Origin of the sequence: Jeotgalibaca porci (assembly GCF_011299095.1) — a bacterium.
GTDB lineage: Bacteria > Bacillota > Bacilli > Lactobacillales > Aerococcaceae > Jeotgalibaca > Jeotgalibaca porci.
This window is the reverse complement of record NZ_CP049889.1, coordinates 753,858-771,950: the sequence shown is the minus strand read 5'-3', so window position 1 is coordinate 771,950 and position 18,093 is coordinate 753,858. Positions and strand designations below refer to the sequence as shown.

Sequence of the window (18,093 nt, the reverse complement as noted above, 5' to 3'; positions counted from 1 at the left end):
ACAAGTTCAGCTAAAAAGCCCAATCTTGTGCAGACCATTTTCTAAATCAACAAAAAAACCGACTCCATCAACCGGAGCCGGCTACATCATATTTCTATAAAAACTTTTTCAAGATATCATCTAGAATCCCGTCATCACTGTCTTTAGCAGAATGATTTCCCCCATTATTACCCATCAGACCACCTAAAAGGTCGCCTAACAAGCCTTTTTTACGACCGTCATTTTCCAATGACTTTGTTGCATTTTTAGCAGCGGCTTGTGTTTCTTTTTGTAAGCCCGCTGTATCCAACTTTTTATCGTTTTTACGATCTGCCAAATATTTCAATACGACAGGCGCCAACAAGACCAACACACGTTTTACAGCGGCAGGGGACATGCCCACAGAACGCGCGATGCGGTCGATAATTGACCCTTTATCATTAAAAACGTGCCCCAAAATCTTATCGCCATCTTCCGGATCCACTTGCTCGGCAACTTGGTTTACGGAAGAATACGTGTTGACATCTTGATGCTTAGTCAGCGCAGCTTCCAACGAAGCCAAGCCTTTTTCGTCTGCAGAATTCCGTTGTAGTGCTTGTAAAATGGCTGGCAAACCGACAGCCGCAACTTTACCAAAGTCACTCTTACTTACATCAGCACGTTTTGCCAACGTTTCTTTCTCAGCAGCTTGATCATTATCGACAAATAAATCTAACAACGTTCCAACATTATCAAATAATCCCATTTTACTTACCTCGTTTCTTTGATTTGTATTCTCATTTTATTAGAAACGGTGCTACTACTCAAATAAAACACTTTGAAAGAGTTATCTTTTCGCTTATTACAGTCTACAGGATAAAATGAAAGCGCGAACAGAAAATCTAATTTTACATTGGATTGATAGCATGACTATAGGGAGGAATAGAAAATGAGTAAAAAATTTCTACTCGTCTTTATTGTTTTCCAACGCTATATTACCGATACGAATACAACCAGCGGACTAAAAGGCTAGAAGATATAATGAGTTCAAACCTTTGCAAGCAATCGCATTTTAAGCTACATTATACGAATCAATACTTTGGAAAGGGGCAACACCCACATGTCTATCGGCTATGCCTGTCTCAATATCGGAACACCCGGGACAAATCAACGCAGCGTTACAATGAAATTTGCCACACCTGAAAAACTGACTGAGGTGACTGCTCACAATTTAGCTGCACTCGACCGCATGATTGATTATAATATCGAAAATAATATCAAGCTTTTTAGAATCAGCTCCGACTTGATTCCTTTTGGATCGAGTCCGGTCAATAGTCTCGATTGGCGCTCCATCCATGCACACGAATTCAGTCAACTCGCAACAAAAATAAAAGCATCCGGCATGCGCATTTCGATGCATCCCGGACAATATACCGTTTTAAATTCGCCGAGTGAAGACGTGGTAGAGCGGGCAATCGAGGATTTAATTTACCATGATAAAGTTCTGACGGCGCTCGAAGCGGACCGAACGAACAAGATTATTTTACATGTCGGCGGTGTTTATGGTGATAAAGAAGTTGCAATGGCGCGCTTTGCTCACAATTTTGAACGTCTGCCGCAATCAGTCAAAAATCGCCTCATTATTGAAAATGATGAGCGGTCCTATACGATTGAAGAGGTCTTGACACTCGCTCACAAACTCCGTATTCCCGCTGTTTTTGACAATCTTCACCACGCAATTAACTTGCCGAAGACTACTAAAACAGAAGCGGAATGGATTTCAGAAGTTGCGAAAACGTGGCTGCCGGAAGACGGGAAACAAAAAATCCACTACTCGCAACAAGACCCGACGAAACAACCCGGTGCTCATACGCAAACCATTAAACTGGAAACTTTTCTCGCATTCTTTCACCAGTTGCCGGATCCAACTATTTCAATCATGTTGGAAGTGAAAGATAAAAATCTTTCAGCCGTCAAATGCATCAACGCCTTGCGCGACGAACCGCATATCAAGCATTTAGAAAAAGAATGGGGTAAATATAAATACGCCATTTTAGAAAAATCACCGGCCATCTATCAAGAAATTCGCACCCTATTAAAAGACAAATCGGGTTATCCGGTTCGTGAATTTTACTATTTGATTGAAACAGCATTAGCGGACACCACACTAAATCCTGGCTATATCACCAATACAGCAGCACATGTCTGGGGCTATTTTAAAGAACAAGCGATGCCGGCTGAGCGTAGACAGTACGAGCGAAATTTGGCTAAAGATTCTCCAGCAGCCCTCAAGCGTCATTTACTCAAACTTGCAACAAAATATGAAGTGGATTACTTACTTCAGTCACTTTATTTATATCTCTAGGAGGTACATTTATGAAATGGGCAATACTCGGAGCCGGAAATATCGCCAAGGATTTCGCACGTTACTTCAAAACTGAGCGGGCGGAACTCTATGCAGTCGCATCCCGTTCGCTCGACAAAGCCACTGCTTTCGCCGAAAAACATCGGATTCCTGTCGCATATGGCAGCTATGAGGAAATGTTAGCGGACGAATCCATCGATGCAGTCTACATTGCAACGCCGCACAGCCATCACTATGAGCATATCAAGTTATGCTTAGGTGCAGGTAAACACGTCTTTTCTGAAAAAGTGATGGTGACCAGTCGGAAACAACTCGACGAAGTGACACAACTTGCGACCGAGAAGAATCTGTATTTGGCTGAAGCAATGACGATTTTCCATGTACCGCTTTACCCACAATTGAAGCAGTGGATTACGAATCAGGATCTTGGCAAGCTAAAATACATCCATGTCCCGTACGCATCCGTTCGTCACGCTGACTCTCCGATGTATTTCTACAAACCCGAGCTCGCTGGCGGGGCGCTTTTCGACATCGGCACCTACGCGCTCACTTTTGCACTCACATTCCTGACCAGTCCGCCCACGAATATTCTGACTTTCGGCGATATCCACGAAGCGGGCGTCGACGAAACATCCGTGATTCTTTTGAAAAATAAAGAAAAAGAACTGGCAACCGTCACGCTTTCGTTTGCAACGGAACTGCCGCAGATTGCCGTGGTTGCATATGAAAAAGGCTACTTCGAAATCGCCGGTTACACGCGTGCCAAACAAGCAGTCTTTACCGATCCAAATGGCAATAAAACCACTATTGATGCGGACGATTCCGAGCACGCCTTCACACATGAAATTAATAACTTTACAAATATGGTCCTAGACAAGGCTGATAACCCAACCCTCGAAAAAACGCGTCAAGTTATCACGATTATGGACACCCTCCGAGAAGAGTGGGGTCTGGTTTACCCGTTTGATTGACAATAAACACTGCTGCAGGATATTCACCCGCAGCAGTGTTTATTTGTTTGTCCAAAAGTGGGCAAAGAACCGGTCATCATTTCCCATTCATGTCTGAAAGTGAGCAAAGAACCGGTCATCATTTCCCATTCATGTCTGAAAGTGAGCAAAGAACCGGTCATCATTTCCCATTCATGTCTGAAAGTGAGTAAATAATCGGTCATCATTGCCCATTCATGTCCGAAAGTGAGTAAAGAACCGGACATCATTTCCCATTCATGTCCGAAAGTGAGTAAAGAATCGGTCATCATTTCCCATTTATGTCCGAAAGTGGGCAAAGAATCGGTCATCATTGCCCACTCATGTCCGAAATTGGGCAAAGAATCGGTCATCATTTCCCATTCATATCTGAAAGTGGGTAAAAATCAATCACCACATCATCAGTTGTAACTCCAACTTCGGCCATAACCGCCTGTAAATCCGTAAAGCATTGACTGGTATTCTACCTGTATTCTCTACCAAATACCGCACTGTTAGATATGTATTTAATAATAGGTAGGAATTTTAAGCAGTTTACAAAACAGCACTAAAAATCTATAATATCTCTTAATACCTAAAAGAGAGAGGTTGTGACCAATGGAGAAGACAATCATCAACCAACTACCAAAAGTGGAATTACACTGCCATCTGGACGGTTCAGTTCCGCTTACAACTTTGCGCAAATTTGCAAAAGAGGCAGACTATGCGCCAGGCGAAATTGAAAAAGCTTTAGCTCCTGAAAAATGTTTGAACTTGCAAGACTATCTCGACAGTTTTGATGTAATTTTACCGCTCCTACAGACAGCGGAGAATTTAGAGAAGGCGACGTATGATACCATTGCTGCGATTGCTGCCGATAATGTTTCATATGTAGAATTGCGTTTCGCGCCGCCCTTACATACGCGAGGTGGATTGACGATTCCTCAAGTGTTGGCTGCAGTTATTCGCGGACTTGAATCTGGAATGGCTGATTTCCCGATTAAAGTCAATCTGTTAATTAGTGCGATGCGCCATCACACAGAAGCCGCTAACTTAGCACTTGTTGAGCAAATTCAGACATATAATAATCCATTTGTAGTGGGATTTGATTTTGCCGGTGACGAAAAACCTGATGCGAATAAAGAAATCGGGACAGTAGTGACGGCCGCGAAAAACGCGAACCTCCAACTAACGCTTCACTCCGGCGAATGCAATTGCCCGCATAATGTCGTTGATGCGATTCATCTCGGGGCAACACGGATTGGCCACGGCGTTGCAATCCGAAACGATAAAAGTGTGCGAGATCTGTGCCGCGAGCAAAATGTGTTGTTGGAAGTTGCGCCAACGAGTAACGTCCAAACAGATGCAGTCGCGACCTTGGCAGATTATCCACTCCGCCTTTTTATTGATGAAAATGTTCCCTGTTGCGTAAACACCGACAATCGAACTGTCTCCAACACAACACTTAGCGAGGAATACCTGCTTATGGCCGAATATTGCAATCTGACTTATGCAGAAATGAAGAAATTAAATATGGATGCGATGGCGCACTCATTCGCAACTACTGCCATTAAACAAACCATCACCGAGCAACTGGAGAAGGCTTACGCACCGTATCTGGATTAAATAATTTCATATGCTATAATTATCTTTAGCGTTGCTTCATAGGCGCTGAAGATCCCGGGCGATTAGTATAGCGGGAGTACGCTAGCATGGCATGCTAGTAGCACGAGTTCGATTCTCGTATCGTCCATTACAGTTTATAAGATAAGTCTTTAAAACGTTGATATGAAGCCATTTCTATCATGTTTTGAAGGCTTATTTTTTTGTTTGAATACGTAATTGAATACGTTCCGTCAGAAATTAACATATTTTGCAAACTTTTCAGCAGTATCTTCTTTTGCTTTTTGAGTTACGTGTGTATAAATATTCATGGTGGTTTGAATATCAGAGTGACCTAAACGTTCCTTCACCACTTGGATAGGTGCGCCTGCTTCAAATAACAGTGAGCAATGCGTATGGCGTAGACCATGAACCGTTACAGGTTTTAGATCATACCGCTTGATTACCTTATTTATGTAGTTAGTGGTATTTGAATGATTGATTGGCTTATTATCCAGCGTAGAGAAAACAAGTTGCTTTTCGTTATTGGTATTGAACCCCATTTTGAACATATCCAGCGCTTGCTTTTTGCGCCATTCCTTCAAGATAGCCATTGTAGTGGTATCTATTGAGATGGTGCGGACACTTGATTTAGTCTTTGGGGTTTGTATGATTAACGTGTTATTTTCGCCCCTAGCAAGCGTTTTGGTTATGGCAATGGTATTAGCCTTGAAATCAATATCCCGCCACGTGAGGGCAAGGCTTTCACCTTTACGGAAGCCAGAGAAGGCTTGTAACCGAAAGAATACAAACCATTTCATAGGCAAGTCTTGCTTCGCATAATCCAGAAAAGTTTGCAACTCATCTTTAGAAAAGTAATTTTCTATCTTCTCATCATTTACGACTTCTTTTCTTTTAGGCATAACGATTTTTTTCATAGGATTGTCAGCCAATAACCCCAGCGTGATAGCGTAGTCCAGAACACGGGTAACGTTATTCTTAACTTCTCGATAAGCCACCAATTTCTCACACCACTGATTAACCACCTTTTGGCAATACTTCACTGATATTTTATCAATCTTCAGCTTCCCAAAGGCGGGCAAGATATGATTAGTGAACATTTCTGTTTTCTTTACCCTGGTTGATTCCTTGACGGTATTCTTGTATACCGATTCATACCATAATTCATATAATTCTTTGAACGTGGTGCTTTTTTGTTTGGTAAAGCCATTCTCTTCAATATCAACTTGAAGGCGTGAGAGGGCAAGTTTAGCCTCTTTTACAGTAGTGAAACCCCGTCTAGTGGTGCGCTTTTGCTTACCAGTCATTGGATCCGTACCAAGATAAGCATTAAACATGTAGGCGGTTGAACCGTCTTTTTTTGTGTACTTTTTAATTGTTGCCATTATTAATTTCCCCTTTGTTACATGCGGGCACATGGTGGGGGAGGTTAAAGTTTTATTACACCTGTTTTATTATCAATTGCATTAGTATAATCTTCAATCTTATCTAATTCAGCAATAACTTCTTTGTTTTCTAAGTGACGTAAACCTTCTATATAGGAACGTTGAAACCGATCAAGTTGTTCAAGTCTTTTTACTAGATCCGCAGATTTATTAGTTATTCTTTTATCGGACTTTAACCTATTATCATCACTTTCGTAAAAGTCAGAGTAAAAATATTTCAAGTTATCGCTTATATCACTACTCAAAGCATACCGTATTCTACTTACTATCTCATAATCTAAATTATCATAGTTAGTCCACGTTTCAAGAGCATCTTTTTTGTATTCTTCAAATTCTTTCTTTAAACTTTCTGCATCCTTAGCACCACGAGGGAATAATTTAGGGAACATTCTACTATTAATATCATTAATTATTAATTCTATGACACCTTTATTTAATTTTCCTTCATCAATTAACTCTTTTTCAAATTTGGTTATCAAGTGTTCTGCAAGATCATCAAGCGAACCTGTAATTAGATAGGATTCGGGGACTTCAAATATTTTTTCTAGTTTGTTAAACATTTTCCTAGTAGGCTCTCTATTCCCATATTCCCAGTTTGCATATGCACCTGTTGAAACACCAATTTTCTTAGCTGTATCAGTTTTGCTCCAACCTTTTTCTTCTCTTAAATTAATTAATCTTTGGCTAAAATCCATAAAATATCACCTCTCACATCACATTATATTCTAAAAGAATAAAAAATACTACAAAACCATTGACTTTTTATTTTATTCGTTTAGAATAAGAGCTGTAGAGTTATTCAATAAGAATAAAAAGGGGTGAGGACATGGTTTCCACATTGAAAGAATTAAGGGTTGAGAAGGGAGCGAGATTAAAAGATGTATCAGAGGTATTAGGGTATAAGTATCCAGCTGGTTACCACAAAATAGAAACAGGTAAACAAAAACTTCGGATAGATCAAGCAGAAAAATTATCTCATTATTATGAAGTTAATCCTTCTATTTTTTTTAAGAATTAGTTATTCACTAAGAATAAAAAAGGGGTGAAAAAGACTATGCAAAATCAAAATATTGAAATCTTTTCGGAAAAAATGCAACAACAAATTACAGAAACAGTCATTTCAATAGTTACTGAAACCATTAACGAAGTAAGGCAAAAACCACAAAAAAGATACTACAAGAAATCGGAGTTTTGTGAATTTTTTGGTTGTTCCTTCAATACTTTGCAGAAATTCATCCGAGAATTAGGCTTAAAAGTAGTGGTTTTAGGAGATTCGCAGTATATCGATTTAGAAGATTTTATCCAGTTTGCAGACAAACACAAGGTATAAAAAAACACACATAGCGGGCACTATGGTGGGAGGAATAAAAATGAATGTATTACAGGAAGCTTTCATTGCTGGAGTGATAATCAGTTGGATCACATTCGGAGTAATGTATCAGATGAAAAAAGTTGTAAAAGAAATTGTGGCAGAAATGAAGAATTTATGAACAAAAAAACGCAAAGGAAACTGACATTTCCAAAGCGCATAGGGTTGTAGCTATTCGAGTATCTACTTCCCTTATAATACCAGTTTTTACACAAAAAACCAGATATAAGGAGAGAATAACCATGACAAAACAAAATGAAATGACAGAAACAGTCTTAACAGTAGATGAACTAAAGAGAATGGGCGATATATTAAGTGATATGCGAGAAACAATCGAACTATATAACCACGCTTTGAACCTAGTCCCTCACGCTGGACAACTTAATCCGGGCGAATTAGCAGTACGCTATCAAGCCTTATATGATTTAACAGACACGATGTTTAATAGAAACCAACAAATCATGCGAGATTTAAACGAAATCAGTTTCACATTGGCAGAAAATGATGATGCTTTTGAAATTGAGAACACGAGAAAGAAGTTTAACTGATTGGTGGAATGATTTAGTTAACAAAGCCACAAAGATGGCAAGGGATAAATATTAATGTTGAAAAAAATGGGAAGGAGGGGGCGACATGATTTATATAAATACAGTCCAGACAAACCGTCCAATGAAAGAGATCAAGACAGCACGTGACTTTACTTTCTTTAAGGATTACAAGCCACAGCGGTTTGAATATCCTACTAATGAAGATGAAGAAAAGGCAATCAAGCTATTTAAAATGAATATTGTAATTGCTGGACAAATGACCGGAAACTTAAAAAGGAATAACGAGAATGTATTCAGTCGCAGTCTTTTGCTTCTCGATTTTGACGATATACACGAATCAGAAGCAACGTTCCTTTCCAAAGTCAATGAAATTTTGAAGGGGTGTAATTATTGCTTATATCCAACTTTGAAATACAAAGAAGATAATATCCGCTATCGGTTGGTATTGGAGTTAGATCGTTCGGTAAATGCTACAGAATATGAAAAATTACTGTTTGGTATAAGTTTGGAATTAGGCGTTAATTTCACGTTTGACAGCAGTAATAAAACATGGTCACAAGGACAAGGCGCACCCGTGATAACGCAGTACAGCGAGCATGTGAGCCGAATATACCACGACCGTGGCGAAGCTATCCCTGTAGATGTATTTCTTCAAAAAATTACCAACTCAAACGAGTACAAGAGGGAACTTGAAAAACAGCCCAGCCATAACTTCAATTTACAAACGGGTTATCAACGCACCACAAACGGTAAAGGGAAAGTCATTCAGTTATTAGAAGAACTAACAGAATCCGTAAGCGAAGGCGGACGCAATAGCTTTATGGCGAGGGCATACGGAACGCTTTTGCGGGCAAACATGCAACCAAGTTTAGCGATGGGCTTTCTTTGGACGATGAACCAGCAATTCGTTGAACCACCATTAGATGATAAAGAATTCTTGAAAATTATCGAAAGTATCACGAAGAAAAACAATCAGAAAGGGAGGAGGTAAGCTAAATGGAATTACCCGATACACTGAAAGAAATCGCACAAGAAGCGGATAAAGCGCAGTCCAAAAAACTGAAGGATAATACTTCACCACTGTATTTGACGGATGAACATGGGAACATACTAAAATTTAGAACGAACCTGGTCATCATGCTAAAAACAGATCCAGCGCATAAAAAACTAACTTTCAATGAATTTACACATGAAATTGAAATGAATAAAGAGCCGATTAATGACAAATTCATTAACAAAAAATTGTTAGATGTAGAGAAGCAACTTTACATGAAGTTTACTAAGGATGATATGTTTGTAGCCTTAGAAGAAGTTGCCCACCAGAATAAATACCATCCCGTGAAAGACTTGATTGAACGTACACCATGGGACGAATGCCCCAGAGCAGAAACATTATTCATTGATTACATGGGAGCAGAGGACAATGTTTATACCAGGGCAGTTGCAAAAAAATGGCTTGCTGGTGCAGTAAAACGTATATATGAACCAGGTTCAAAGTTTGAGATTGTACCCGTTTTGCAAGGTGCGCAAGGATTGGGAAAAAGTACCTTAGCCAGCAAGTTGGGCGGGAAATACTTCACCGATTCATTAAAAGGATTGGGAAAAAACAAGGACGATTACCAGCTATTGGTTGGTACTTGGATTGTTGAATTAGGTGAGTTATCTAGCATGAGATCCACAGATACCGATACCATGAAGAACTTCATAAGTGCAAGTGAGGATAAAGTACGCTTCCCGTATGAAAGATTAACTCAAACCATGAAGCGGACAGTTGCTTTTATTGGTACGACAAACCCAGAACAGTATCTATCAGACTTTACAGGTAATAGGCGCTTCTTCCCACTACATTCAAAAGGGAAACCTTCTAAAAATGTTTTCACCCTGGACAAATACACCATTCAACAAATTTGGGCGGAGGCGTTCATATTATATAAAGATGGTATTAAACCGTACATTGATAAAACAGATTCAGAAGATATTGTAGTTGATACTATTGCGGATGAATACCGTAAACAGGCAACCGAATACAGTACCGCCATGGAAGATATTCAAGATTATCTGAATATGACCGTACCGAAAGAATGGTACAACTTTACAAAGTGGGAAAAGAGAAATCACTTCCTGGAATATCAAGAAGGGAAAGTTGATGGAGAAGAACTCATATCTAAAACGACAGTAAAAGAAATCATGGCAGTTGTCATGAAAGTTGAGAACAGCGACCGTAACGAAAAAAACATCAGCAAAAAAGTTAAACTATTTTTGGACAATATAGACGGTTGGGAAGCTAAACCAGTGAAAATCAACGGGAAAACCGTTAGGGGTTACGCTAGAAAAAAATGAAAAGTTTTGTAACTTGTAACTATTTTGTAACTTCTACAAATGTTGATATAACAACGATTATATAGCTTTGGTTACAAGTTACATTATATAAAAATTTTTAAAAATGGTTATGTATATAGGTATATCAGATAGTGTATAAAAAAATGTAACTTGTAACTATTAGAAAAAACCCCTTGTGTACCAACACTTTCAAGGGTTACACAGGCAGTTACAAGTTACAAAAAAGGAGATAAAACCGAAATGTTAGATAAAATCGCAAAAGTGAAATATTTCGATGGTATGGCATACCGTACTTATGAAGTGGGCAAAGATAACGTAATAGAAATAGATCACAACGACATGGTAAGGGTAACAATAAAAGATTTTAACGGTAAAAGACACATTTTCATTAAATCGGACTATATGGAATTGACTACAAAAGATACTTTCTGAAAAAGGAGATAAAAAAATGCTAGACGAAGTAAAAGACATGGTAGAAGTATTGCAGGAAGAAGAACTCTTTCAAGATTTACCGAAAGAAAAACTAATTGATTATGCAATGCAGTTAGTTGTGGCTAGAAATATTAAGAGTGGCTTGCATGGTATCGAAACAAGCGTAGATAACGTATAACGCACACTAGAATTAATTAATTGGTGGTGGGTAGGTGGTAGATGAAGGATTAATCGAGAGTTATTTTTACTTGAATAAACGCATTATTAAAACACGTAAACGCATGGCGCAGAGGGAGCGGAATTACAGAGAAATAAACCGTTATCCCTCCAATTACATTGAAGATGAAGATATACGCAGGGTAGCCTTCAGAATTGAACCAGAGGTAATCAATCACGTATCAGCCCAACAGAACGCAGAACGACATATAACCATCATGAAATTTAAGTTAAAACACTTTAACCGCTTCTTAAAAGAAATATCGAGAGAGAGCAGGCGTTACTACTTCTTTAAGTACAAGGAACACGCACCGCACATAAACGACAAGTTAGATCGTTTACTTGAAGAAGAAATAGCAGAGATTGAAGAAGCGGTTAGTTATCGTTTTGACAAGGTAAAACCCGCTCCTTATATCGGACTTAATCCGCTGGAAGAAGATAATTTTGAAGATTCCTTTAATGAAATGCTTCATATATTGGGGGTGTAAAAAATAAAAACAGCACAAAAAAACCAAGCAACGAAATACTTGCTAAATAATTGGCATAGATACGACCAGCAAGCGGATAAATTGGACTATATCAACTTTGAGAACATGAAGAACCTTTACAAAGGGTTGAGCCAATTAACGCAGGCAGAACGGCAATTCTTAGCTAATCACTACCACCATAAAACAGGCAAGATAACAGACTCAAAAGGTAGCGATTTAACAGGCATTTCGCTAAAAGATTATAGGAAACAACGCAGAAAAATAGAAACAAAGCTTAATGGTTATATCAAACCAGAAATGGACAAATTACATGCAGAAACGGGCTTTGTTCCATTCGCAGATACACCGAAAGTAAGCCGAGATAAAGGGCGTGAGGACATCATAACGGGGTTGAGATACATACCGAGGGAATGAGTAATCGGAGGTGCAACATGACATACAACCATTATTTAAAGGCGTGGGGTATAAAGCTAGAGCGTTTGTCAAAAAACGATAAAGAAGAACTCAAAATCTTATATCATGGCTTGAAGCAACTTACAGAAAGTGAACGTTCATTCTTAATGGAAAAATACATAAAAACAGATGGTAAACCCCAACCAGATAAAGTTATGAGCAAACAGTATGGCTTAACGGATTACCGCTATACAAAAGAGCGTACACGAATTGAAGCGAAACTTCATTCTATCGTTCAGCCTTTATTGAAGGAACGCAACGACAGAATGCTAAAAGAAACGCTAGAAAAAAACAGACGACGTTATGAAGCGTTAGAACGACTAGAAAGGGGCAGACATAAGCAGTTGATGTAGTAGCTTATCAAAGTTGAGGAGTGGTTTAAATGCAAGGTCTTTGGTATCAAGGAAACAATTTATATAAATCAAAAGCATTTAGTAAAAATCAGTTGATTGAGTTGATGAATGGCTTAGACGGTAGAAAACATACTAGGCTTCTCTTGAAACATAATGAGTATTATAACGGAGATAACAATACACCCAGATACTTATTCGATTTTTCTAATAAGACAGGCGATGAAGTGAAACTAATTGATCTTGAAGAAGAAGAAGCGATTGACGAATACTTTAGAAGCGATACAAAAAGAATGTTTTATTTAGCACTGGACGACTTAAGGAGTGGAGATTACTCACAGGCTGAAGCAACTATTTGCGATTTTTTAGAGCATTGGAATTTATAGATGAGGGGCGAACCATTGAAGATGATAACAGCCCAAAGACCATTGACTGAAAAAGAAATAGATGAAGCAATCAAAGAACTAAATAAAAACACAAGCTTAATTACTAGCCTAACTTATTACATGAAGCCAAGCACTAAGAAGAACAGGCGCAACCATAGAAGAAGAAACAAATTAAAGAAGCAGTTAGCAGAAGAAAGACAAACTAGAAAATATTAAAGGGGCATGAATATATGACAAACAAAACAATGCAGACATTAAAACAAATTGATGAAGAATTAACCGCATTCCTTCTTAAAGGTAAAGAGAAAGAGGGCAAGCTATTAGAAGAAGTTGAGGTAGCGAAAGCCAGCAAAGCGGAAGCGGTCAATGAAGCGATTAAAGCGAAGCAGGAGGATAACGCAAAAGCATTTGCCAAAGCGAACCAAGAACAACGCACCGCAAAAGATATTGCCGACTTCTATTTAGCCAAGCTGGACGAGATTAAGAACGATCCTTATATCAGTGAAGAAGATTACACCGCATACACTGCCCGCATTATGGCGGAACTAGACCAGCTAAACAACGAAAGCAAAGCAAAAGCAGGCGCATTGCTTAAAGAGTTGGTGCAGATTAAAGAAGATTTTGAGCCAGTGTTACAAGCAGGGCAAGAGTTGTTACATAAATTGCAACATACCCTTTACAAGGATCACGCAGAAACAACCACCGTAACAGGAACGAAAGTACACTTAGATAGCTTAGAAAACAAGTACCGTGATTACTCGCTTATCAATTGGCTAGAATATATCACTAATGGACATGGCGCATTACAGCTACAACAACATACAGAGGAAGGAGAGGACGAATAATGAAACGTAGCTTTCTAGAAGAATTAGGAATAGAAAAAAAAGAAGTCATTAATGAAATCATGAAAGAGCATGGACGCTCAAGGCAAGAAATGGCAGAAAAAACAAATACAACTGAATTATTAAAAGATACTGAAGCATTGCAACAACAAGTTATCGAACTTCAAGAGCAGATTAACAAGCTTGAAAGTATGGATTACGAAACAGAAATAGCGCAACGTAAGCAAGAGATTGAAAGCTATAAAGCGGATATGTTACGAATGCAAGTAGCTTCAGAGCATGGTATCCCTTATGAATTAGCAGGAAAACTTAACGGAACAAATGCAGATGAATTAAAGGCGGACGCAGAACGATTGGCAAGTTATATGCAAAAACCTAAAGAGTTACTACCTTTAGCACAACCACCACAGAAAAAGCCGTATGATCCATTAAGAACCATGGTGCAAGATTTAACTTACTGAATAGAACGAATAATAAAAAAATGGAGGAATAAATAATGATTAAAGAAAACAAATTAAACGTAGGCGACAGAGTACAAAGCACGATAGCAGGTTATTACAAAGGAGTACCAGCAACAGTTATTAAATTAACGGAAACGGCAGAACCCGCACAAGGTAATGACATTAAAACCTATGACATTCAATTAGACACAGGCGAAGTATTAACAATGAGTACAAACCAATTAGAAAAAGTAAAAGGAGCGAATAAATAATGACCGAAGACATTAAGAAACGAATTGAGAACAGCAACAAACTAGCAGACCAGTTAGAGCGTACAGGTGGCATTTTAGACATTGGCGCACTGTATGAGGGCGCAGAAAAGGCAGAAGCAGAACGTGCAGAACACCAGCGGAAGATTAGAGAAGAAGCACACGCCCAGCAACTAAAGAAGCAGGCGGAAGCGAAAGCCTTCATGGACAAGGTAAGCAAACATGTTCATAAAGAAAAAGAAACCAAAGCCAATGAAGAAGTAAAGCTAGCCAAAGCGAAAGCCGAGAAGGAACTCGAAGCAGAGATTAGAAAGCGTAACGGATTGATGAGCGCAGAAGAAGAAGAGAAGCACAACGCATTAAAGAATATGTTAGGTAACTTAAATCTATAACAGACAACCAAAGAGGGTTAGGGCAATCCCTAGCCCTCTTATTAGGAGGTGGAAGCATGGCAAAGAAACCATTACGAGCGGACAAGATAGGCGCACACAACACGCAATACCTAAAGAATAAAAAGAAACTGATGAAGGTTACAGAAGTATGCGCCCTATGCGGTAAGCTATTGAATTATAATGTATCGTTCCCGCACCCCTTAGCACCCGTAGCCGACCACATCATACCAGTATCCAGAGGTGGGCACCCGTCCAGTATTGATAACATGCAGATTGTTCACAACGTTTGTAACAATGATAAGAGCGATAAGTTATTTATGAATAACAAAGTAACCGCAAGTGACAGCGCAAGCGAGGGCGACCCGAACAGAAATTTACCATGGTCAATGGACTGGACAACTTACAAGGGTAATGACTAGTAAGCGCACGAACAAAATAATAAATAAAAAAATAAAATTAAAAAAATAAATTAAAAAAATATTTTTGAAAAATAAATTAATTAAAAAAAATAAAAAGTATTCCTTTACTGTTTAGATTGTGTAGGAATGATGGGGGGAGGGGAACCCCAAGACCCTGCAACGCTGACATCCAGCTGTACTATGAGTATTTTCTCACGAAAACTATTCTAACCAGTAATAAGGAATTGAACCAGCAACAGAAAGGAGCGTATAACCCTTGAAATATGGCATTACATGCACGATATGCGGTAGCCTATTCGATAGACCAAAGAATAACGCAAAGTATTGTAGCGATGATTGTAGGCGCACAGGCGCACAAATAAAGCGCCAAGAGTGGTTAGACCGTAACCCCGACTATAACAAGATAGCGGGCAAAAGGTTCCGAGCAGGGCAGAGAATGGAACGACAGAAGCGCCATGAACAATACTTAAAGGGCAAAAAAGAAGCGATTGAACGGGCAACGGGTGGGAAGTTTTTATAAAGTAATTATGAGGATTGCGTATAATAGCGCAGTCCTTTTTTGAGTATGATCCATAGTTTTTTTATATTTCACGTATCGAGGAAACGCATTTTAACGCTATTTCAAACTCATTCCCGTACACTTACCAACGAAACAACCGCTAAACGTTCTTTGCCAAAACCGCCAATAGGTTATGAGAATTATACTATTGGTATAGAGGGTAATAAGCTTGTTGTTATTGATCCAGGGGAAGCGGTATTTAATCGAAAATGGCTAGGGGAATTATTGAAGTAATTGCTGTATTGCAGGGGGTGCAACAAGTGGGCAAGTTGGTAGTCTTTTAATTGATTAAAAACGCCCCTTTGCCAGTGTCTTTATATTAACGGATAACTACATACAAATATCTTGAAAGCCCTCCAGGCATTGAATTTAGCCCGTTTTAATGTGTTATAGAACATTTTACTATCATAGCCGAAAGGTTATTTAATTAATGTGTTTACGCTTGTAAACAATATGTATGATTGCTATAATAACAGTAGATAAACTAATTATCTAAAATTTATTTACTCTCTTTGTAGCCAGCAATGGCTACTTTTTAAAATAAAAAAACCATGCGCCCGCATGATTGAATTGAATACGTAATTGAGTACGTAACACTTAATATTATTTGATTAGTAATGAAGCAAGAAAGCATTAAGAACCTTATTCGGACAATGTTTTGAAACGTTATACTCATTGTTGAATAGTCGTTTTTTATTCTCGTATCGTCCATACTATCCGACAAGTCACAGCGATGTGGCTTTTTTTATTTGAGAGGATTATAGCTAGTGCAGAAGTCTATTCAAAACAATAGACCTTTGCACGCTTTATCTCAAAAGCGTGCAAAGGTCAGCTAAAATCGGGTCACTTATGCACGTTTTAACTCAAATCAGTGCAAAGGTTCGTCCTAAAACCTCGACTCTTGCACCTTTTGACTGTAAATCATCCGTCTTGAAATCAAACCATCACACCAAATATGCAAGGCATGTCGCGAACAGGGTTTATTAGCGAATAATGCTTCAAATTCGGCTTTCGTTCGCCCCAAACAATCACGCTTCAACTCCTTCGTCCCACATGTCGGGCACTCCAACCGCAATAAATCATACGGGCGCATCCGCACCCGACACCCTGCGCACATTACACCGCACTGAACCGTTCCAGGATCGTAAACGACGGGATTAGCAAAACGGTTCTCGGGAACATGTTGCTGCAGTAAGAATTCCCCAATCTTTCGATCCCACTGGTCCCAAAAACTCCCCTCGCCAACACTCCGGAAGTAAGGCTCAATCTGATGATGCAGAAGCGCGGGCTCTTGCCGCGTTAAACCGTACAAACTTATCTTGGGATTTATAAACAATAACTGAGCCTCGACCTCAACGTGAAACCCATAGCGCCGCAACAAATGCTCAAGAATCGTTTTCGAACGTTGCAACTGCGCCAACGGACAAGCCGACAAACCAACAAAACGACCATCCACAATCTCAAATGAACCTTCCCAATTCTTTATCTCCAACAAATAAACTTTCCCAGCCACAACCAACAGCGAATCAACCTGACACGTCCGACCGCCACTCGCCAACAACAAATCCCGAAGCTGAATCACCCGCTCAGCCATACTTTCAGCCATCTCATCACACAAACATTCCCCCATAAAACCAGCCGTCACATACTTATACAGGCGTTCTTGTTCCTCTGAAAATACAATCCGGCCACGCAAGGCTTCGAATTGCACCAACTCAAATGATTTTTCGCGACTTTTTAATAACATAGAATCCCTCCTTACATATATATAAGCAAAAAATCGCGAAAACCATTTTTTTATTTAAATTATTTTTATCTTAGGGAATTCACCTTGATGTACTATAATGAAGGTAACAAAAACCGCAACTATTGAAAGGAAGAATCCTATGAAAAAACGACTGTTTATACTCACACTCGGCGTCTTTTTTCTCACAGCCTGCGCCAACACTACCAATGACACATCCTCAGAAATCGCGGAGGGCAATATCCTCTATACCGGAACCGTCGCCGAACTAAATGAAGAGAGCATTCTGATGGAAGGGCTCGAACCAGTTGATGCGGACGTCGCAGTTATTGAAGAAGTGGTTTTACTGACTGCTCCGCTTGCTGAATTAGAAGTAGGGGATACGCTTGAAGTCATTCTCGTTGAAAATGCACCCATGACGCGTTCATTACCACCGCAAATCCCGGGAAATAGTATCGTGGAGGTTCGCATCCCTTCAAACTAAACC

At 39.2% G+C, this 18,093-nt stretch carries 26 protein-coding genes and 1 tRNA gene; 22 read left to right on the top strand and 5 right to left on the bottom strand.

Going from position 1 to position 18,093, the window contains the following annotated elements; genetic code table 11:
* Positions 1–94: 94 nt before the first annotated feature.
* Positions 95–724 (bottom strand): DUF937 domain-containing protein, encoded by a 630-nt coding sequence (locus tag G7058_RS03955; RefSeq protein ID WP_166062339.1) that lies wholly within the window; start codon positions 722–724, stop codon positions 95–97.
* A gap of 354 nt (positions 725–1,078) precedes the next feature.
* Here G7058_RS03955 and uvsE point away from each other — a divergent pair, with 354 nt between their 5' ends.
* Both uvsE and G7058_RS03945 read left to right on the top strand, forming a co-directional pair.
* Entirely contained in the window at positions 1,079–2,323 is a 1,245-nt protein-coding gene (gene uvsE / locus G7058_RS03950; RefSeq protein WP_166062338.1) for a UV DNA damage repair endonuclease UvsE, read from the top strand.
* An 11-nt stretch (positions 2,324–2,334) separates the two neighbouring features.
* Entirely contained in the window at positions 2,335–3,294 is a 960-nt protein-coding gene (locus tag G7058_RS03945) for a Gfo/Idh/MocA family protein (protein WP_166062337.1), read from the top strand.
* 23 nt (positions 3,295–3,317) lie between these two features.
* On the opposite strand, the gene G7058_RS03940 is transcribed toward G7058_RS03945, so the two are convergent.
* On the bottom strand, positions 3,318–3,665 hold the full coding sequence (locus G7058_RS03940; RefSeq protein ID WP_166062336.1) for a hypothetical protein: 348 nt from the start codon (positions 3,663–3,665) through the stop codon (positions 3,318–3,320).
* A gap of 244 nt (positions 3,666–3,909) precedes the next feature.
* Here G7058_RS03940 and add point away from each other — a divergent pair, with 244 nt between their 5' ends.
* Positions 3,910–4,917 carry an adenosine deaminase gene (gene add, locus G7058_RS03935; protein WP_166062335.1) on the top strand — a complete coding sequence of 336 codons (1,008 nt, stop codon included), beginning with the start codon at positions 3,910–3,912 and terminating at the stop codon, positions 4,915–4,917.
* A 56-nt stretch (positions 4,918–4,973) separates the two neighbouring features.
* Positions 4,974–5,044: transfer RNA gene (locus G7058_RS03930), tRNA-Ala, on the top strand.
* Positions 5,045–5,147: 103 nt separating this feature from the next.
* On the opposite strand, the gene G7058_RS03925 is transcribed toward G7058_RS03930, so the two are convergent.
* Both G7058_RS03925 and G7058_RS03920 read right to left on the bottom strand, forming a co-directional pair.
* Positions 5,148–6,299 carry a site-specific integrase gene (locus G7058_RS03925; RefSeq protein WP_166062334.1) on the bottom strand — a complete coding sequence of 384 codons (1,152 nt, stop codon included), beginning with the start codon at positions 6,297–6,299 and terminating at the stop codon, positions 5,148–5,150.
* Positions 6,300–6,343: 44 nt separating this feature from the next.
* A complete protein-coding gene (locus G7058_RS03920) occupies positions 6,344–7,054 on the bottom strand; it encodes a helix-turn-helix domain-containing protein (protein ID WP_166062333.1) in 711 nt (236 codons plus the stop codon).
* Between the two features lie 131 nt (positions 7,055–7,185).
* Here G7058_RS03920 and G7058_RS03915 point away from each other — a divergent pair, with 131 nt between their 5' ends.
* The 17 genes from G7058_RS03915 (at position 7,186) to G7058_RS03835 (ending at position 15,303) form a co-directional block, all read left to right on the top strand.
* Positions 7,186–7,377, top strand: coding sequence for a helix-turn-helix domain-containing protein (locus G7058_RS03915; RefSeq protein ID WP_166062332.1), 192 nt, complete (start codon positions 7,186–7,188; stop codon positions 7,375–7,377).
* Between the two features lie 36 nt (positions 7,378–7,413).
* Positions 7,414–7,689 carry a hypothetical protein gene (locus G7058_RS03910; RefSeq protein WP_166062331.1) on the top strand — a complete coding sequence of 92 codons (276 nt, stop codon included), beginning with the start codon at positions 7,414–7,416 and terminating at the stop codon, positions 7,687–7,689.
* A gap of 281 nt (positions 7,690–7,970) precedes the next feature.
* Positions 7,971–8,276 (top strand): hypothetical protein, encoded by a 306-nt coding sequence (locus tag G7058_RS03905; protein ID WP_166062330.1) that lies wholly within the window; start codon positions 7,971–7,973, stop codon positions 8,274–8,276.
* 85 nt (positions 8,277–8,361) lie between these two features.
* Entirely contained in the window at positions 8,362–9,267 is a 906-nt protein-coding gene (locus G7058_RS03900; protein WP_166062329.1) for a primase alpha helix C-terminal domain-containing protein, read from the top strand.
* 5 nt (positions 9,268–9,272) lie between these two features.
* On the top strand, positions 9,273–10,616 hold the full coding sequence (locus tag G7058_RS03895) for a virulence-associated E family protein (RefSeq protein WP_166062328.1): 1,344 nt from the start codon (positions 9,273–9,275) through the stop codon (positions 10,614–10,616).
* Positions 10,617–10,856: 240 nt separating this feature from the next.
* Positions 10,857–11,048, top strand: coding sequence for a hypothetical protein (locus G7058_RS03890; RefSeq protein WP_166062327.1), 192 nt, complete (start codon positions 10,857–10,859; stop codon positions 11,046–11,048).
* Between the two features lie 16 nt (positions 11,049–11,064).
* A complete protein-coding gene (locus G7058_RS03885; protein ID WP_166062326.1) occupies positions 11,065–11,226 on the top strand; it encodes a hypothetical protein in 162 nt (53 codons plus the stop codon).
* A 34-nt stretch (positions 11,227–11,260) separates the two neighbouring features.
* Entirely contained in the window at positions 11,261–11,752 is a 492-nt protein-coding gene (locus G7058_RS03880; RefSeq protein ID WP_166062325.1) for a hypothetical protein, read from the top strand.
* Positions 11,753–11,791: 39 nt separating this feature from the next.
* Positions 11,792–12,166, top strand: a complete 375-nt coding sequence (locus tag G7058_RS03875) for a hypothetical protein (protein WP_166062324.1) — start codon at positions 11,792–11,794, stop codon at positions 12,164–12,166.
* Between the two features lie 17 nt (positions 12,167–12,183).
* Positions 12,184–12,558, top strand: coding sequence for a hypothetical protein (locus G7058_RS03870; protein ID WP_166062323.1), 375 nt, complete (start codon positions 12,184–12,186; stop codon positions 12,556–12,558).
* A 29-nt stretch (positions 12,559–12,587) separates the two neighbouring features.
* A complete protein-coding gene (locus G7058_RS03865) occupies positions 12,588–12,941 on the top strand; it encodes a hypothetical protein (RefSeq protein WP_166062322.1) in 354 nt (117 codons plus the stop codon).
* Between the two features lie 15 nt (positions 12,942–12,956).
* Positions 12,957–13,157: a hypothetical protein gene (locus tag G7058_RS03860; RefSeq protein ID WP_166062321.1), complete on the top strand. Its 201-nt coding sequence runs from the start codon at positions 12,957–12,959 to the stop codon at positions 13,155–13,157.
* 14 nt (positions 13,158–13,171) lie between these two features.
* Complete coding sequence (locus G7058_RS03855; protein WP_166062320.1) at positions 13,172–13,786, top strand: hypothetical protein; 615 nt, start codon at positions 13,172–13,174, stop codon at positions 13,784–13,786.
* Entirely contained in the window at positions 13,786–14,244 is a 459-nt protein-coding gene (locus G7058_RS03850) for a hypothetical protein (protein ID WP_166062319.1), read from the top strand. The genes G7058_RS03855 and G7058_RS03850 overlap by 1 nt, the downstream gene beginning before the upstream one ends.
* Positions 14,245–14,279: 35 nt before the next feature.
* Positions 14,280–14,495 (top strand): hypothetical protein, encoded by a 216-nt coding sequence (locus tag G7058_RS03845; protein ID WP_166062318.1) that lies wholly within the window; start codon positions 14,280–14,282, stop codon positions 14,493–14,495.
* On the top strand, positions 14,495–14,884 hold the full coding sequence (locus G7058_RS03840) for a hypothetical protein (RefSeq protein WP_166062317.1): 390 nt from the start codon (positions 14,495–14,497) through the stop codon (positions 14,882–14,884). Before G7058_RS03845 ends, G7058_RS03840 begins: the two co-directional genes overlap by 1 nt.
* Positions 14,885–14,940: 56 nt before the next feature.
* Positions 14,941–15,303, top strand: coding sequence for an HNH endonuclease (locus G7058_RS03835; protein WP_166062316.1), 363 nt, complete (start codon positions 14,941–14,943; stop codon positions 15,301–15,303).
* A gap of 1,445 nt (positions 15,304–16,748) precedes the next feature.
* On the opposite strand, the gene G7058_RS03830 is transcribed toward G7058_RS03835, so the two are convergent.
* The gene (locus G7058_RS03830) at positions 16,749–17,609 is read right to left on the bottom strand and encodes a nuclease-related domain-containing protein (RefSeq protein WP_166062315.1); all 861 of its coding nucleotides are present in this window, start codon (positions 17,607–17,609) and stop codon (positions 16,749–16,751) included.
* A 139-nt stretch (positions 17,610–17,748) separates the two neighbouring features.
* Here G7058_RS03830 and G7058_RS03825 point away from each other — a divergent pair, with 139 nt between their 5' ends.
* Positions 17,749–18,090 carry a hypothetical protein gene (locus G7058_RS03825; RefSeq protein ID WP_166062314.1) on the top strand — a complete coding sequence of 114 codons (342 nt, stop codon included), beginning with the start codon at positions 17,749–17,751 and terminating at the stop codon, positions 18,088–18,090.
* The last annotated feature ends 3 nt before the right edge of the window (positions 18,091–18,093 follow it).

Coding starts and splice junctions, on each gene's coding strand:
- G7058_RS03955 (WP_166062339.1), bottom strand. CDS start 724: ATGGGATTATTTGATAATGTTGGAACGTTGTTAGATTTATTTGTCGAT.
- uvsE (WP_166062338.1), top strand. CDS start 1,079: ATGTCTATCGGCTATGCCTGTCTCAATATCGGAACACCCGGGACAAAT.
- G7058_RS03945 (WP_166062337.1), top strand. CDS start 2,335: ATGAAATGGGCAATACTCGGAGCCGGAAATATCGCCAAGGATTTCGCA.
- G7058_RS03940 (WP_166062336.1), bottom strand. CDS start 3,665: ATGACCGATTCTTTGCCCAATTTCGGACATGAGTGGGCAATGATGACC.
- add (WP_166062335.1), top strand. CDS start 3,910: ATGGAGAAGACAATCATCAACCAACTACCAAAAGTGGAATTACACTGC.
- G7058_RS03925 (WP_166062334.1), bottom strand. CDS start 6,299: ATGGCAACAATTAAAAAGTACACAAAAAAAGACGGTTCAACCGCCTAC.
- G7058_RS03920 (WP_166062333.1), bottom strand. CDS start 7,054: ATGGATTTTAGCCAAAGATTAATTAATTTAAGAGAAGAAAAAGGTTGG.
- G7058_RS03915 (WP_166062332.1), top strand. CDS start 7,186: ATGGTTTCCACATTGAAAGAATTAAGGGTTGAGAAGGGAGCGAGATTA.
- G7058_RS03910 (WP_166062331.1), top strand. CDS start 7,414: ATGCAAAATCAAAATATTGAAATCTTTTCGGAAAAAATGCAACAACAA.
- G7058_RS03905 (WP_166062330.1), top strand. CDS start 7,971: ATGACAAAACAAAATGAAATGACAGAAACAGTCTTAACAGTAGATGAA.
- G7058_RS03900 (WP_166062329.1), top strand. CDS start 8,362: ATGATTTATATAAATACAGTCCAGACAAACCGTCCAATGAAAGAGATC.
- G7058_RS03895 (WP_166062328.1), top strand. CDS start 9,273: ATGGAATTACCCGATACACTGAAAGAAATCGCACAAGAAGCGGATAAA.
- G7058_RS03890 (WP_166062327.1), top strand. CDS start 10,857: ATGTTAGATAAAATCGCAAAAGTGAAATATTTCGATGGTATGGCATAC.
- G7058_RS03885 (WP_166062326.1), top strand. CDS start 11,065: ATGCTAGACGAAGTAAAAGACATGGTAGAAGTATTGCAGGAAGAAGAA.
- G7058_RS03870 (WP_166062323.1), top strand. CDS start 12,184: ATGACATACAACCATTATTTAAAGGCGTGGGGTATAAAGCTAGAGCGT.
- G7058_RS03865 (WP_166062322.1), top strand. CDS start 12,588: ATGCAAGGTCTTTGGTATCAAGGAAACAATTTATATAAATCAAAAGCA.
- G7058_RS03855 (WP_166062320.1), top strand. CDS start 13,172: ATGACAAACAAAACAATGCAGACATTAAAACAAATTGATGAAGAATTA.
- G7058_RS03850 (WP_166062319.1), top strand. CDS start 13,786: ATGAAACGTAGCTTTCTAGAAGAATTAGGAATAGAAAAAAAAGAAGTC.
- G7058_RS03845 (WP_166062318.1), top strand. CDS start 14,280: ATGATTAAAGAAAACAAATTAAACGTAGGCGACAGAGTACAAAGCACG.
- G7058_RS03840 (WP_166062317.1), top strand. CDS start 14,495: ATGACCGAAGACATTAAGAAACGAATTGAGAACAGCAACAAACTAGCA.
- G7058_RS03835 (WP_166062316.1), top strand. CDS start 14,941: ATGGCAAAGAAACCATTACGAGCGGACAAGATAGGCGCACACAACACG.
- G7058_RS03830 (WP_166062315.1), bottom strand. CDS start 17,609: ATGTTATTAAAAAGTCGCGAAAAATCATTTGAGTTGGTGCAATTCGAA.
- G7058_RS03825 (WP_166062314.1), top strand. CDS start 17,749: ATGAAAAAACGACTGTTTATACTCACACTCGGCGTCTTTTTTCTCACA.